Source organism: Dactylosporangium maewongense (assembly GCF_039531485.1).
GTDB classification, from domain to species: Bacteria; Actinomycetota; Actinomycetes; order Mycobacteriales; family Micromonosporaceae; genus Dactylosporangium; species Dactylosporangium maewongense.
In genome coordinates this window covers 334448-347672 of sequence record NZ_BAAAQD010000015.1, presented here as the reverse complement: position 1 = coordinate 347672, position 13225 = coordinate 334448, and the positions used below count along the sequence as shown (strand labels likewise).

General features: G+C 71.2%; 13 protein-coding genes. 4 read left to right on the top strand and 9 right to left on the bottom strand.

The genetic code is table 11. The annotated features are described in order from the left end of the window. The coding region (locus ABD332_RS34565) for a DUF3103 family protein (RefSeq protein WP_344506684.1) at positions 1-198 on the top strand (198 nt) is incomplete at its 5' end. Between the two features lie 190 nt (positions 199-388). On the opposite strand, the gene ABD332_RS34560 is transcribed toward ABD332_RS34565, so the two are convergent. Next, on the bottom strand, positions 389-1540 hold the full coding sequence (locus ABD332_RS34560; RefSeq protein WP_344506683.1) for a ThuA domain-containing protein: 1152 nt from the start codon (positions 1538-1540) through the stop codon (positions 389-391). A 16-nt stretch (positions 1541-1556) separates the two neighbouring features. After that, on the bottom strand, positions 1557-3974 hold the full coding sequence (locus ABD332_RS34555) for a PQQ-dependent sugar dehydrogenase (RefSeq protein ID WP_344506682.1): 2418 nt from the start codon (positions 3972-3974) through the stop codon (positions 1557-1559). Between the two features lie 365 nt (positions 3975-4339). On the opposite strand from ABD332_RS34555, the gene ABD332_RS34550 reads away from it, so the two are divergent. Then, positions 4340-4462, top strand: a complete 123-nt coding sequence (locus tag ABD332_RS34550) for a hypothetical protein (RefSeq protein ID WP_344506681.1) — start codon at positions 4340-4342, stop codon at positions 4460-4462. Here the strand turns inward: ABD332_RS34550 and ABD332_RS34545 are convergent. Next, complete coding sequence (locus ABD332_RS34545; protein WP_344506680.1) at positions 4449-5468, bottom strand: DUF932 domain-containing protein; 1020 nt, start codon at positions 5466-5468, stop codon at positions 4449-4451. The genes ABD332_RS34550 and ABD332_RS34545 overlap by 14 nt on opposite strands. Between ABD332_RS34545 and ABD332_RS34540 the strand changes: the two genes are divergently transcribed. Then, on the top strand, positions 5467-6753 hold the full coding sequence (locus ABD332_RS34540) for an NAD(P)/FAD-dependent oxidoreductase (protein WP_344506679.1): 1287 nt from the start codon (positions 5467-5469) through the stop codon (positions 6751-6753). The genes ABD332_RS34545 and ABD332_RS34540 overlap by 2 nt on opposite strands. A gap of 158 nt (positions 6754-6911) precedes the next feature. On the opposite strand, the gene ABD332_RS34535 is transcribed toward ABD332_RS34540, so the two are convergent. From ABD332_RS34535 to ABD332_RS34520, 4 genes are all read right to left on the bottom strand, one after another. Continuing rightward, on the bottom strand, positions 6912-7181 hold the full coding sequence (locus tag ABD332_RS34535; protein ID WP_344506678.1) for a cation:proton antiporter regulatory subunit: 270 nt from the start codon (positions 7179-7181) through the stop codon (positions 6912-6914). A 71-nt stretch (positions 7182-7252) separates the two neighbouring features. Further along, the gene (locus ABD332_RS34530; protein ID WP_344506677.1) at positions 7253-8023 is read right to left on the bottom strand and encodes a rod shape-determining protein; all 771 of its coding nucleotides are present in this window, start codon (positions 8021-8023) and stop codon (positions 7253-7255) included. A gap of 161 nt (positions 8024-8184) precedes the next feature. After that, positions 8185-8391, bottom strand: coding sequence for a hypothetical protein (locus ABD332_RS34525; protein WP_344506676.1), 207 nt, complete (start codon positions 8389-8391; stop codon positions 8185-8187). Positions 8392-8472: 81 nt separating this feature from the next. Then, positions 8473-8937, bottom strand: a complete 465-nt coding sequence (locus ABD332_RS34520; protein WP_344506675.1) for a MarR family winged helix-turn-helix transcriptional regulator — start codon at positions 8935-8937, stop codon at positions 8473-8475. A gap of 168 nt (positions 8938-9105) precedes the next feature. Between ABD332_RS34520 and ABD332_RS34515 the strand changes: the two genes are divergently transcribed. Beyond that, on the top strand, positions 9106-10326 hold the full coding sequence (locus ABD332_RS34515; protein ID WP_344506674.1) for an MFS transporter: 1221 nt from the start codon (positions 9106-9108) through the stop codon (positions 10324-10326). Here ABD332_RS34515 and ABD332_RS34510 read toward each other — a convergent pair. Then, positions 10323-11480 (bottom strand): NAD(P)-dependent malic enzyme, encoded by a 1158-nt coding sequence (locus ABD332_RS34510; protein WP_344506673.1) that lies wholly within the window; start codon positions 11478-11480, stop codon positions 10323-10325. The two genes, ABD332_RS34515 and ABD332_RS34510, sit on opposite strands and share 4 nt — an antisense overlap. Positions 11481-11495: 15 nt before the next feature. Beyond that, positions 11496-13223: a SulP family inorganic anion transporter gene (locus ABD332_RS34505; protein WP_344506672.1), complete on the bottom strand. Its 1728-nt coding sequence runs from the start codon at positions 13221-13223 to the stop codon at positions 11496-11498. Positions 13224-13225 lie beyond the last annotated feature (2 nt).

Here is a 13225-nt window from a genome sequence, read left to right as displayed (position 1 = left end):
CTGACCATCGTCGACGGCGGCGCGTACGCACCGCTCGTCGACGCCATCCTCGCCGCGCTGCCGAGCTCGTGGTACACCGACGATCCTGACTACGTCGACTCCTGGTACACGCTGTCCACCGCCAGCAGCGGCCGCCTCACCGGCGCGGCCGGCAACGGCTGGATGGACGTCACGCCGTACTTTGTGCAGCCGCTGTAACCACCTGCGCTGCGGTACAGCATCATGCCGACATCGTGACAGGACGTCACGTCCACCCAGGTCAGACACCGTTGCCGAGTACAGACGGCCCACACCAACGCGTCAAAGGGCGCGCTGGTCGGCGGTCTGATCAACAATCGTCGCGTGACCGGCCGGCCCGGGAATGAGCGGCTCCCGGGCCGGCCGGGCCTCACGTGCCGTACACCTGGAACGTGAACAGCGAGTACCCCGCCTTTCTGGTGCCGCGGGCGGTGCCGTAGACGCGCACGTACTGCGCCGAGGCGTTCAGGCCGGTGTTGTCGTCCTCACCGCCGTTGCTGTTGGTGATGGTCCGGATCGTGGTCCAGGTGTTCCCGTCGGCCGAGGTCTGGATCTGGTAGTTCTTGCCGTACGTGGTCGCCCACACCAGCCGGACCCGGTTGATGGTGTGCGTGGCGCCGAGGTCGACCCGGATCCACTGCGGGTCGGAGAACGCGCTCGACCACCGAGTGGTGGAGGAGGCGTCCACGGCGTTCGAGGCGGGGAAGGAGGCGTTCTCCACGCTGGACGCCGTGGCGGGGTGGTTCAGCGCCAGGTCTGGTGGCGGAGCGCTGACCGAGCAGTCGCCGGTGCCCTGCGCGGCGTAGCGGATGCCGCCGAGCAGGTGCGTGCGGTAGTTCGCCTCGGTGTAGCTGGCCTGGGTGTGGCCCATGCCGGTGTAGAAGGATCGGCCGCCGTCGTAGGCCCGGCACCACGAGATGGGATGGTCGCCGCCCATGGTGCCGCCGCTGTAGGTGGACTCGTCCAGCGTCGCCAGGACGTGCACCTCCGAGCGGGGGTTGGTCTGGTAGTTGTACCACTCGTCGGTGCGGCTCCACGCGGCCGGCAAGCCGACCGTCGACGGGTGGGTGGTGTCGGCGATGCGGACCGTCGCGGTCTGGATCGCCGGGTGGCTGGCGAAGTCCGCCCCGACGAGGCCGCCGTACCAGGCCCAGCCGTACTCCGTGTCGGCCGCCGCGTGCACGCCGACGTAGCCGCCGCCGGCGCGGATGTAGTTCTCGAACGCGGTCTGCTGGGTCGCGTCGAGTACGTCGCCGGTGGTCGACAGCCAGATGACGGCTTTGAACCGGGCGAGGTTGGTCGCGTTGAACTGGGTGGCGTCCTCGGTGGCCTCGACGGCGAAGTTGTTCGCTGTGCCCAGGTCGCGGATCGCCTGGATGCCCGTGGGGATGGAGTCGTGGCGGAATCCGGCGGTCTTGCTGAAGACGAGCACGGTGAAGTCCGGCGCCGCGTGGGCCGGCACGGCGGTGAGGCCGAGCGCGGCGACCACGATGGCGACGCAGAAAGCGAGTCTGCGCAACATGATCGGTGGTCTCCTTCTAACCGGTGACGAACGTGAAGCTGTCCAGGTCGAACAGCGCGCGCTTGCCGTTGCCGGCGAACGTGACGTACAGCGAGGTCGTGCCCGCCGGCGCGCCGCTGATCGTGCCGGTGACGGTGGTGAACGTCTCCCACGACCCGGTCACCGGGACGGTGGCCGAGCCGATGATCGTGCCGGTCGCCGAACCCGTCCGGAACTGCAGCCTGCCGCCCGCCCCGGCGGACGACACCCGGGCGGTGAACGAGATGACGTTGTTGAGCTTGTACGGGTCGAACTGGATCCAGTCGCCGTTGTTGATGTCGCCGACGGTCATGCCGCCCTCGGCCGTGGTCCTGCTGAACTTGTTGATGCCTGACGAGGTCTTGTAGTGCTCGGCCTGCCGGTGTTTCGGCTGCAGGATGTTCTGCGCGTGGGTGGTCAGGCCGCCCGTGTCGGTGTACGACGCGTCGAAGATCGGGAAGATGTTCGCCGCGTCGTCGTGCTCGCCGTCCACCGGGATCGTGATCGTGCCGGAGCAGCCGTTCTGCGAAGTGATCTGGTGGGCGTGCTGGTCGTGGCCGAGCACGTACGCCATCGTCACCTTGGCGCAGTCGATGGTGCCGTCCTCCGGGTCGGTGACCGTGACGCTCCACGGAACGCTCTCGCCGAAGTCAGCCAGCTGCCCGGAAGCGGGGCTGTTGACGATGACCGTCGGGGCGGTGTTGCCGACACTGATCGGCACGCTGGCCGTGCCGGTGGCGCCCTGCGGGTCGCGCACCGTCAGGGTCGCGACGTAGTTGCCGTTGGCGGTGTACGTGTGTGCCGGGTTGGCGGCGGTCGAGGTACCACCGTCACCGAACGCCCACGAGTAGGTCAGCGCCCCGCCGTCGGGGTCGCTGGAGCCCGCCGACGAGAACGTCACGGCGAGGGGTGCCGCGCCGGATGTCTTGTTGGCGCCGGCCACGGCGATCGGCGCACGGTTGCCGCCGGTGCCGACGTAGTCGTAGCGGTACACCGCCGAGTTCGCGTCCCCGTTGAAGTAGCCGGTGCCGTAGTCCAGGACGTACAGCGACCCGTCCGGGCCGAAGGCCATGTCCATGACCTGCTTGCCGTTCCACGGGAAGTTGTCGATCGCGCCCGGCGAGCCGTCCGCGTTGACCACGATGGGCTTGATCCAGCCGCGCCCGAACTCGCTGGCGAAGTACTGCCCGTCCAGGCTGGCGGGGAACTTCGTGGTCAATGGGTTTGCGGCGTCGTACCGGTAGACCGGGCCGCCCATCGGCGACTCGGAGCCGCTACCGAAGGCCGCAGGGGAACCGGCGTCGCCGGCGTAGCGGATCCAGGCAGGCTTGGCCGCCGGCAGGGTGGTCAGGCCCGTGTTACGGAAGGAGTTGTTCGTCGGGCCGCCGCCGCAGTTGTACTTCGGGCCAGTGGCGTTGGTCGCGAAGTTCCACTCGTTGTACGTCTCGGTGGTGGTGTTCGTGCCGGTGCAGTACGGCCAGCCGTAGAAGCCGGGCCCCGTGATCCGGTCGAACTCCACCTGACCGGACGGGCCCCGGTTGGCGTCGGTCCTACCCGCGTCCGGCCCGTAGTCGCCGAGGTAGACGATGCCGGTCGCCTTGTCGACGCTCATCCGGAACGGGTTGCGGAAGCCCATGGCGTAGATCTCGGGCCGGGTGTTGGCGGTCCCCGGCGCGAACATGTTGCCGGCCGGGATCGAGTACGTCCCGTTGGCGTTGACCTTGATCCGTAGCACCTTGCCGCGCAGGTCGTTGGTGTTGCCGGCGGAGCGCTGAGCGTCGTAGGCGGGGTTGCGGTTGGTCCGCTCGTCGATCGGCGCGTAACCGGCCGACTCGAACGGGTTGGAGTCGTCCCCCGTGGACAGATAGAGGTTCCCGGCCGCGTCGAAGTCGATGTCGCCGCCGACATGGCAGCAGATGCCGCGGCTGGTCGTCACCTCCAGGACGGTGACCTGGCTGGCCATGTTCACTGTGTAGTCGGCGTTGAGCGTGAACCGGGAAAGGCGGTTGACCCCGGTCCAGGTGGTCCAGTCGGTGGCGGTACCGGTGGCGGGCGCGTCGCCGGCGGGAGTGCTCAGCGGCGGCGCGTAGTAGAGGTAGATGTAGCGGTTGCTGGCGAAGTTCGGGTCCGCGGCGACGCCCTGCAAGCCTTCTTCGTCGTGCGTGTACACGGCGATGCTCGCGATCACCGATGTGTTGCTGGCGGCGTCGGTGCGGCGCAGGGTGCCGTCGCGTGCGGTGTGCAGGACCGAGCGGTCCGGCAACACCGTGATGGCCATGGGTTCGCCGGTCTCCGCCACGCCCTTGGCGAGCGTGACCTGCTGGAAGTCGGCGGGGTTGATCGCCGCCGCGGCCGGGGTCGCCGGCGCGACGAGGACGCTGAGTCCCGAGGTGACCAGAAGCAGGGCGGCTGCCATTGGCCGCCATCGAACGATGGGCTGATTTCGTTTCACTTGTGCCCCTTCCTGACCGAACTAGCCAGGCAGGGCGCGCGCCGACGCGCCGCAGCCGAGGGTGCCGCGATGTCGGCCTATGTCATCGAGCACGCCTTGACGTCCGCGCCGACGGATCATCGAGAGAGCTTTCTCAAGCCGTCCGTCCACATTATGGGACTTTGATCAACGTGTCCAGATGTTTCGATCCAGCTGGCCGAACTTCTGCCGTTTCGGCCCAAAAGGTCCAGCCGGGGTTGTGCGGAGCCGGGGACGACGGTTGCGGATCAATCAGGCTCAAGCAGCGGTTGAGACCGATGCGCGGGCTACGGACCGACACGACAGCACAGGTGATCGCCGCCGGTCACGCCTTTATGCAGAACCTGCGGCGCCGGCACTACGAACTTGCCGTCGACGCCCCGTCGGCAATGCGGGTCGCTGCTGCGTTTGCCGAACTCGTCAGGGCGATCTGACCTCGAAACGGCGATGAGTTCGACGCGTCCATCGATCCCTCAACGCAACAGCGCCAGCTGGAGTACCAGCCAGCCGAACTGAACAACCCCCGACCGGCCTACAGCGACGTGACTCACCGGAACGGTGAGGCAAGCATGATATGCGCGGCAGGCCCGTCGGCTGCCCGTTCGGCGAGCGTTGTGGTGGCGATGTCGGCGGGTAGGACTTCGCCGAACTTGAGCCCGGTGGCCGCTTCATAGTCGATCTCCGGTGCAGGAAGCCGGTGGGTGTCGATGAGCTCGAGTAGCTCGGCCAGCGTCGGTGCCTCACGTTGAAGTACTCGATCGACAGGCCGAGCGTGCGGCGGGCTTCTTCGATCCGTTCCCGGGCGTTGCAGGTGTGTCGGACGCCCCACCGGGCGTGCGCGTCACGCAACGCGAACCGTTCGGTGTTGCCGCACACCGGCCGCCACGGTGTGACGACGACCTGGAACTGGCTGGACCCGTCGTGGCTGTTCAGCACCACGATGAACGGGATGATCTGGTCCGCGACTCCGGGTGCGTCGACGGTGACGGTGTTCGGCAGGCGCATGCAGATGAAGACTTTCCGGCCGCCGCGCAACGCCCCGGCCGACTCCCAGAGCACGTCGTGCCGGTCGACGAGCTCCTGCAGGAACGCGAATGCGTCCTCGTTCTGCAGCACCTCGTACTTGCTGCCGACGACGCCGAGCCCGGCGCCGGTGTCGCAGCGTGCGGTGACGAAGCGTTCCGGCAGCGTCCGAGTCGGGCCGTCGACGCTGTTACGGAACTCGACCGGTCGTCGTGCCACGGTGAAGCCAATGCCACCAAGCTTGAGGACGAGATCGACGTCGGTGGTGCCGCCGAGCAGGGGCGACGTTTGCCGGTGCCCGGCAACCGCGCCGGCCCGAGGTTTGCCGACCGCTGGTGGTGTATGCCGCCGGCCGCTGGCCGATGCTGGGGATTCTTCGGTACGGCACCGGCGCCGGATCGTGGAGAGGAGCGGCATGTCGTCTCAGCCGACCGGACACGACGGTCCCGGGCTCGTGGGGCACGCCCCGGACACGGTGGCGGTGATCGGAGCGGGCATCGTCGGCCTGTCCACCGCGTGGTTCCTGCAGGAGGCCGGTGTCCAGGTCACGGTGTACGAGCGTCGCCACGCCGGTGCCGGCGCGTCGTGGGGCAACGCGGGCTGGCTGACGCCCGGGCTGGCGGCGCCGCTGCCCGAGCCGGCGGTGCTGCGCTACGGGCTGCGGGCGGTGCTCAGCGCCCGGTCGCCGGTGTATGTGCCGCTGCGCGCCGACCGACATCTGCTGCGGTTCCTGACATCGTTCGCCGCACACAGCACCGCGCGGCGATGGCGGCGTGGCATGGCCGCCTATGTACCGCTCAACGAGCGGTCACTGGAGGCGTTCGACGTGCTGACGGCCGGCGGCGTGGCCGCGACGACGACCCAGGCGGCCAACTTCCTGGCCTGCTATGCCCGCGAACGCGACCGGCGAGGGCTGCTGGCCGAGCTGGAGCAGATCCGCGCCGCCGGGCAGGACGTGCGGTTCCATCCGGTGCCGGGCCTGCGGGCGCGGGTCATCGAGCCGGTGCTGACGGACCGCGTCGAGGCCGCCGTCCAGATCTACGGACAGCGGTATCTGGACCCGCCACGGTTCGTCGATGCGCTCGCGACGGCGGTGCGTACGCGTGGCGGGCAGGTCGTGGAGGGCTGCGATGTCCTCGATCTACGGACGGAACCCGGGGGCGTCAGCGTGGTGTGCCGGTCCGGACATCAGGACCGGCACGACGCCGTCGTGGTCGCCACCGGGGCGGCGTTGGGGGAGTTGACCGCCCGTTTCGGGGTGCGGCGGCCGGTGCAGGCGGGGCGGGGTTACAGCTTCAGTGTGCCGGCGGAGCAGCTGCCGGGTGGACCGCTGTACTTTCCCGCGCAGCGCGTGGCGTGCACGCCGTTGGACGGCCGTCTGCGGGTGGCCGGGATGATGGAGTTCCGGCGCCCCGGCGATCCGCTGGACCCGCGCCGGATCGCGGCCATCGTGGATGCCGTGCGGCCGTTTCTGCACGGGGTACACCTCGACGACCGGCGCGACGAATGGGTCGGTTCGCGCCCGTGCACCCCTGATGGCCTGCCACTGGCCGGGGCGACCGCCGCTCCTCGGGTGTTCGTGGCGGGCGGCCACGGGATGTGGGGCGTCGCTCTGGGCCCGGTCACCGGGCAGCTGATGGCCCAGACGATCCTCAAGGGTGAGGCCCCGCCGCAGCTGGCTCCGTTCGACCCGCTGCGGTAGCGGGGTACGGCAGGTGCGGCGGGACGATCCCGGTCGAGTGGCTCGGGGTGCTCCCGCGCGCCCTGCCGGGAAGCAGCGCCAGGGCTGACCACCGTGGGAGGCCACACCGACCGGGATCCGGTCGGTGTGCCCGCCGGGCGGAACACCGCCGGTCGCGGTCAGCGTGCCGGCGGGCCGGCCGCCGGCTTCTGATCGCCGGTGCCGTCGGTGTTGACGATGTCGAAGATGCCGAGCAGGCCGGCCAGGGCGATCGCCTCGTCGCGGTTCAGGGTGAGGCTGCAGCTGGCATCGGGATCGTCGCTGCTGCTGTGGATGAGGTCGCGGCGGCTACTGGCGTGGTGGGTGATGACTCCCACCCGGCGACCGGTCGCGCTGGTGAAGGTCCGGCAGGTTCCGATGCCGGGTAGCGAGATGCGTTCGATGTCCATGAACAACTCCGAGGGTGTTGGGAAGAGTTCGCGTAGCCGTCTGCTACGTGAGGACGGCTGTCCGGGTCCCGTCAGCCGGTGAGCAGCAGCCGCAGGCCGGTGAGCGTGGCCAGCGACGGATCGGCCGGCATGGTGACCGACCGGCCGGTCAGGCCGGCCAGCTGGCCGGCGATTCCGGGCGTCATGGCCCCACCACCGGTGAGCAGCAACCGGTGCCGTCTGCCGCGTGGACGGTGCAGGCGTCGCACGCAGTCGGCGATCGCCGGGATGAGGTCGACCAGGCCGGTCTCGTCGACATGGTGCGCGGCCACGACACTGCCGTCGGCGATGCGTGCGATCTCGGTCCGTCCCGACCCGATGTCCACCACTACCAGATCGGCGTCGGTGTCCGTGGCGTCTGGCCGGCAGGCCAACGCTGCCGCCAGGGGTTCCTCCACGGCGGTCACGCGTCCCCCGACGCCTTGGCGCGCCGCGGCGACGAGCATGGTCCGCTGGCGCGGGGTGGCGGTGGCCGGTACCCCGGCGAGCACCCGCAACGTGGGATCGGAGGGCAGCCCGAGATCGGCGACGAGCAGCCGCAGCATCTGCACGCAGGCGAAGAAGTCACGCACCACTCCGCCGCGGACCGGCCACGTCACGCTGCTCCCGTCGGCGGGCGAGGCGAGCGAATCGGCGGGCGAGGCGAGCGCGGCGTGCCCGGCGACGAACCGGTCGCCCTCGAGCCGGGCAAGGACCGTGGGTGCGGTGATCGCCGTGCCGGTCGCCGGCGTCCACAGCCGGACGGTCGACGTTCCCAGGTCGAGAGCGAGACAGCGTTCGGCGTACGCGCCCGGGGTGGGCATGACCATCACCCCAGCGCCGGTAGCGCGAGCGGCGACCGCGATCGGCGACCGGACATGGGGGGACGGGGTGCCTGCGGACAGGGTCTATCACGGAACGTGGTCATGGTGCTTCCAGATCACACGGGGCGGCGTCACGCTCGGACGCTGCGCGGCGGGCGGCTTCAGACGGTGACCGCGCGCCGCGGCGGTGCCCGGTCCGCTGACCATGCCGGAACACATCCCGGGACCGCACGCCGGGCCAAGCGGAACACGATGCACAGTCCGATGTCCCGGGCGGCCTCGATCGCGACCAGAAGCACGGCCACCAACGCCAGCATCGACAGGGCGGAGCGCCTGCCGATGCCGCCGAAGCCGCACCCGTCACGCATGCCGGTCACCATAGCCGTTCGCCGCGACCACGACCATCGCCCTGCACGGTCATGTCCGGTGCCGGACTCCGCCGGGCCGGATCAGGCGGGCGCGGCGGCGGACCTGGCGGGTAGCTGGTGCAGGGCGTCGACCAGCGGCCCGAGCTCGGGCAGTTGACCGGCCTCGGCCAGGGTGGTGGCGAGGACCTCGTCGTGGGCGGGGCGGGCCTGCTCGTACAAGGCCCGGCCCGCGGCGGTGAGCTCGGTGTAGATGCCGCGGCGGTCGTCCTGGCACAGCACGCGGGTGAGCAGGCCGCGGTCTTCCAGCCGGTTGACCAGGCGGGTGGTGGCGCTGCTGGACAGCGCGGCCGCCCGGGCCAGCTGCTGCATGCGCATGTGCCAGCCGTCCTGGCGGGAGAGGGCGTCGAGCACCGTGTACTCCACGACGGACAGCTGGTGCTCCGTCTGCAGCGCCTTCTCCAGCGCCGCGTCGATGAGGCCGTGCAGCGCGGCGAGGGTCCGCCAGCCCTGGGCGCGGATCTCGACCGCGTCGTCGCCGATGCCCATGTCGCCTCCCGAGTCCTACGGCGATTCTAGACGCGTACGCCGATAGTTGCAGACGCCTGGTTTGTGGGCCACGGCACGCTTGCGCCGATATACGGCGCGTGCAAGTGTTGAGTTGCACGCGCTGGTAGTTGCAAGCGCGCTGTATTGCCGCTACCTGGAGAGCCAAACATGTCTGCTACGACGCAGCGCCTGCCCCTGGGGCTTCTCGCCCTGGCGATCGGAGGCTTCGGCATCGGCCTCACCGAGTTCGTGATCATGGGCCTGCTCCCGGAAGTCGCCACCGACTTCGGGGTCACCGAGTCCGCCGCCGGCTGGCTGATCTCCGGCTACGCCCTGGCGGTCTCCGCCGGCGCGATCGGCCTGACCGCCGCGGTCACGCGGTTCAACCGCAAACATGTGCTCACCGGGCTCATGGTGCTGTTCATCGCCGGGAACCTGACGTCCGCGCTGGCCGGCACCTACTCGGTGATGATGGCCGGACGCGTCGTCGCCGCCCTGTCCCACGGGGCGTTCTTCGGCATCGGCGCCGTCGTCGCGGCCGGTCTCGTCGCGCCGGCCCGGCGGGCCGCCGCCATCGCCATGATGTTCACCGGTCTGACCGCCGCCAACGTGCTCGGCGTCCCGTTCGGCACGTTCCTGGGCCAGCAGCTCGGCTGGCGCTCCACGTTCTGGGCCATCACCGGGATCGGCGTCGTCGCGCTGATCGGCATGGCCACCCTCGTCCCGGCCGGCACGAGCACCGCGACCGCACCGGTGAGCCTGCGCCACGAGATCCGGGCCTTCGCACACCCGCAGGTCTGGTTCTCGTTGCTGATCACCGTCCTCGGCTTCGGCGGCATGTTCGGTGCGTTCACCTACATCGCGTACACGCTCACCAAGGTCAGCGGGTTCGCCGCCGGCACCGTGCCGTGGCTGCTGGTCCTCTTCGGCGCCGGCCTGTTCATCGGCAACAGCCTGGGCGGCAAGGCCGCCGACCGGTCCGTGACCAGGACGCTGACGGTCGTCCTCGCCGCGCTCACCGCCGTCCTGGTCCTCTTCGCGCTCACCGCGTCCAACCAGGTGCTGACCATCGTCTCGCTCGCGCTCATGGGCGCGTTCGGCTTCGCCACCGTCCCCGGCCTGCAGATGCGCATCATGCAGTACGCCGGGCAGGCGCCGACCCTGGCCTCGGGAGCCAACATCGCCGCCTTCAACGTCGGCAACGCGCTCGGCGCCTGGGTCGGCGGCGTCACCATCGGCGCCGGACTCGGGTACACCTCGACGCTGTGGGCCGGAGCGGCGCTCAGCTTCCTCGGGCTGCTCGTGCTGCTCGCCGCCACCCGGCACGCCACGTGGGGCGGCCGTTCGCCCGTGCAGCCCCAGCCGGTCCCGGCGGGTCGCCGATCCTAGTTCCGCTGTCCCAACGGTGGATCGGTCGGCTCGGCCTGGTGCGCGCGGCGGCGTGATGCCTCGACGGCGGCCACCGCGGCCGCCACGGTCGAGACCAGCCGGGGATCGAAGGGGTCGGGCAGCAGGCGGTGCGGCCCGAGGATGTCCTCGCCGACCCAACCGGCGAGGACGTCGGCCGCGGCGAGGAGCATCGTCGTGGTGATCCGCGGTGCGCCGGCGTTGAGCAGCCCGCGGACGATGCCGGGGAAGGCCGGCAGGCCGGTGACCTGGTTCGGGTGGTCAGGGTGACAGCTCGCGGTCACCGCCGTCGATCCAGTCGTGGGCGGCGGCCCGGCCAGCGCGAACACCACCGGCGGCGCCTGCATCGTGTCCACCAGCCGCCGGTCCAGCTGCCCGTCGGTGTCCAGGCCGATGACGGCGTCGGCGCCGGCGACGGCCTGTGCCGGGCCGCCGTGCAGTCGTCGCGGGCTGGTGCGGTCCGCCGGCCAGGCGGCGTGCTCCGGCAACGCGTCGACATCGGGGCCGGCGATCGCCTGCCCGGTGCAGACGGTCACGTCGCGGGCGCCGGCGTACAACAGCAGCCGGGTCACCGCATCGCCGGTCACGCCCGCGCCCAGCACGGCGATGCGGGCGGTGCGCAGGTCCTTGCCGGCGACCCGCAGCGCGTTGCGCAGCGCGGCCAGCACCACGACCGGGGTCGCGTGCTGCTCGTCGTGGAAGACCGGGACCTCGAGCGCGATCCGCAGCCGGCGCTCGAGGTCCCGGCATCCGGGTGCGGCGAAGCCGGTGAGATCGATGGCCCCGAACGTGGGCGCGATCGCCCGGATGGTGGCGACCAGGCTGTCGGTGCTGGGGGCGTCGCCGGTGCTGACGCAGATCGGCACGGCGTCGATGTCAGCGATGCCGGCGTACAGGGCGGCCTTGGCCTCCAGCAGCGGCAGCGCCGCGACCGGCCCGACGTCGCCGACGCCGGGCAGGGCGCTGCCGTCGCTGATCACCGCGATGCGGTTGGGGCGGCCGGTCATCTCGGCGGCGGTGTCCGGCCGCGCGGCGATCGCGGCCGCGAGACGGGCCGCCCCATGCGTGTACAGCGATGCGAGGTCCTCCGCCGAGCGGGCCGGGTCACGCGGCCGATCCCCATCTGAGGCCTTCATGAATTGCAGAGTTTATCAATTCTGCGACTCCAGTGGATCGGCAGCACGATCCACCGCGCCCGTGGGGTCCGCGGGCGAGTGTGCGTGCTGCTCCTGCAGGTGCACCCGGGCATGCGCGATGGCGGCCGGGGTGTCGGGGAAGCGGGGCAGCTCGTCGGCGACGCCGAGGGCGGTGAGCACCTGGTCGTGGTGCGGGGCGATGCCGGACAGCAGCACGGTGATGCCACGGCGGCGCAGCCGGGCGATGGCGTCGCCCAGCACGTGCGCGCCGGTCGCATCGACGGTCGTGACCCGTGACATGCGCAGGATCACCACCCGGACGTCGGCGACGTCGGACAGCTCGATCAGGAAATGGTGGGCGGCGGCGAAGAACAGCGGGCCGTCGAGCCGGTACGCGACGATGTGTTCGGTCAGCAGCTGATGTTCTTCGTCGCTGTGGTCGGTGGTGTCGAGCGGGACCTGTTCCAGCCGCACGCTGCGGGCCACGGCCCGCAGTGCCAGCACCACGGCGGCGCCGAGTCCGACCACGACCGCGGCGACGAGGTCGACGGCGACGGTGACCGTGAAGGTGAGGGCGAGCACGAGCGCGTCGCCGCGGGTCGAGCGGGCCAGTGCCAGCAGCGCGCTGGCCTCGACCATCCGGACCGTGGTGGCGAGCAGGACGCCGGCGAGGGCGGCCAGCGGAATGCCGGCGACGAGCGGGGCGGCGACGAAGATGATCGCGGCCAGGACCGCAGCGTGGGTCAGGGCGGCGAGCCTTGAGCCGGCGCCGGCCCGGACGTTGACGGCGGTCCGCGCGATCGCCGCGGTGGCCGGAATGCCGCCGAAGACCGGGCTGACGAGATTGGCCAGGCCCTGACCGAACAGTTCCCGGTCGGGGTCGTGATGCTGGTCGACGCTCATGGCGTCGGCGACCGTGGCGCAGAGCAGGCTCTCCAGCGCGGCGAGGGCGGCCACGGCCAGCGCGGAAGGCAGCAGCCGGGCGAAGGCGTGCGGGTCGAGGAAGTCCAGCGACGGGGCGGGCAGGCCGGCGGGCAGCGTGCCGATCCGGGCCATGTCGACGTGCAGGACCACGGCGAGGACGGTCGCGGCGGCGACCGCGATGAGCGACCACGGCAGCTGCGGGCGCCACCGACCCCCGGCCAGCATCGCGGCGGCGACGCCGAGCGCCGTCAGCACCGGCGCCGGCGCGGGATCGGCGACGAAGCGCAGCACGGCGTCGGCGGCGACTGCCCACACCTTCGCGCCGTGCGCGTCGGCGACGCCCAGCGCGGCGGGCACCTGCTGGAGCGCGATCACCACGGCGATCCCGGCGGTGAACCCCTCGATCACCGGGGTCGGCAGGTACCGCACATACCGCCCGAGCCGGGCCGCCGCCAGGGCGATCAGGATCGCGCCGGCCATCGCCCCGACCATCAACACGCCGCCCGGCCCGAAGGCCGCGACGACCGGCACCAGCACGACGGTCATCGCCCCGGTAGGCCCGGACACCTGCAGGTTCGAACCGCCGAAGACGGCGGCCACCGCCCCGGCGACGACAGCGGTCACGAGCCCGGCGCCGGCGCCGAGCCCGGAGGAGACGCCGAAGGCCAGGGCCAGCGGCAGCGCCACCACGGCGACGGTCAGTCCCGCCAGCAGGTCCCGCCGCGGGCCGCGGCGCGCCGCCGTCCAGTCCGACCGCCGGGGCAGCAGGTCGGCCACCCGTGCGGCGGAGTGACGGACAGCCTTTGCGCGGACCGTCATCC

Excerpts from the sequence above, each read along its gene's own strand:
- ABD332_RS34560 (WP_344506683.1), bottom strand. The coding sequence starts at position 1,540 with ATGTTGCGCAGACTCGCTTTCTGCGTCGCCATCGTGGTCGCCGCGCTC.
- ABD332_RS34555 (WP_344506682.1), bottom strand. The coding sequence starts at position 3,974 with ATGGCAGCCGCCCTGCTTCTGGTCACCTCGGGACTCAGCGTCCTCGTC.
- ABD332_RS34540 (WP_344506679.1), top strand. The coding sequence starts at position 5,467 with ATGTCGTCTCAGCCGACCGGACACGACGGTCCCGGGCTCGTGGGGCAC.
- ABD332_RS34545 (WP_344506680.1), bottom strand. The coding sequence starts at position 5,468 with ATGCCGCTCCTCTCCACGATCCGGCGCCGGTGCCGTACCGAAGAATCC.
- ABD332_RS34535 (WP_344506678.1), bottom strand. The coding sequence starts at position 7,181 with ATGGACATCGAACGCATCTCGCTACCCGGCATCGGAACCTGCCGGACC.
- ABD332_RS34530 (WP_344506677.1), bottom strand. The coding sequence starts at position 8,023 with ATGCCCACCCCGGGCGCGTACGCCGAACGCTGTCTCGCTCTCGACCTG.
- ABD332_RS34525 (WP_344506676.1), bottom strand. The coding sequence starts at position 8,391 with ATGCGTGACGGGTGCGGCTTCGGCGGCATCGGCAGGCGCTCCGCCCTG.
- ABD332_RS34520 (WP_344506675.1), bottom strand. The coding sequence starts at position 8,937 with ATGGGCATCGGCGACGACGCGGTCGAGATCCGCGCCCAGGGCTGGCGG.
- ABD332_RS34515 (WP_344506674.1), top strand. The coding sequence starts at position 9,106 with ATGTCTGCTACGACGCAGCGCCTGCCCCTGGGGCTTCTCGCCCTGGCG.
- ABD332_RS34510 (WP_344506673.1), bottom strand. The coding sequence starts at position 11,480 with ATGAAGGCCTCAGATGGGGATCGGCCGCGTGACCCGGCCCGCTCGGCG.
- ABD332_RS34505 (WP_344506672.1), bottom strand. The coding sequence starts at position 13,223 with ATGACGGTCCGCGCAAAGGCTGTCCGTCACTCCGCCGCACGGGTGGCC.